The sequence below is a fragment of the Streptomyces sp. XM83C genome, assembly GCF_023072675.1.
In the GTDB taxonomy this organism is placed as follows: domain Bacteria; phylum Actinomycetota; class Actinomycetes; order Streptomycetales; family Streptomycetaceae; genus Streptomyces; species Streptomyces thermocoprophilus.
Genome location: NZ_JALLGL010000710.1, coordinates 1 through 248, shown reverse-complemented (window position 1 = coordinate 248; position 248 = coordinate 1). Strand labels below are relative to the sequence as shown.

At 62.1% G+C, this 248-nt stretch carries 1 pseudogene; it reads right to left on the bottom strand.

The features are described 5' to 3' along the window. Positions 1 to 84 (bottom strand): annotated as a pseudogene (locus MTQ10_RS31150) (IS5/IS1182 family transposase); the annotation flags it as partial. Positions 85 to 248: the final 164 nt, after the last annotated feature.

The window sequence follows — 248 nt, the reverse complement described above, 5'->3', positions numbered from 1 at the left end:
CCGCACCTTCGACGGCGGGATCAGCGGTTTCGCGATCTCCCACAACCCGTCCGGAACAATCCAACTCCACGTACCCCGCCCCATGACGGGTTCAACGACGCCTCACCACATAGGACACGGTCTAAGAGGTCGTCTCATTTGGAATGCTGGGTAGTCTGCACCGTGTGGTGATGGTCGAGCGCATGGTGCCGGACGAGTTGTGGGAGCTGTTCCAGCGGGTGGTCCCACCTGCTCCATCACGGCCGCAG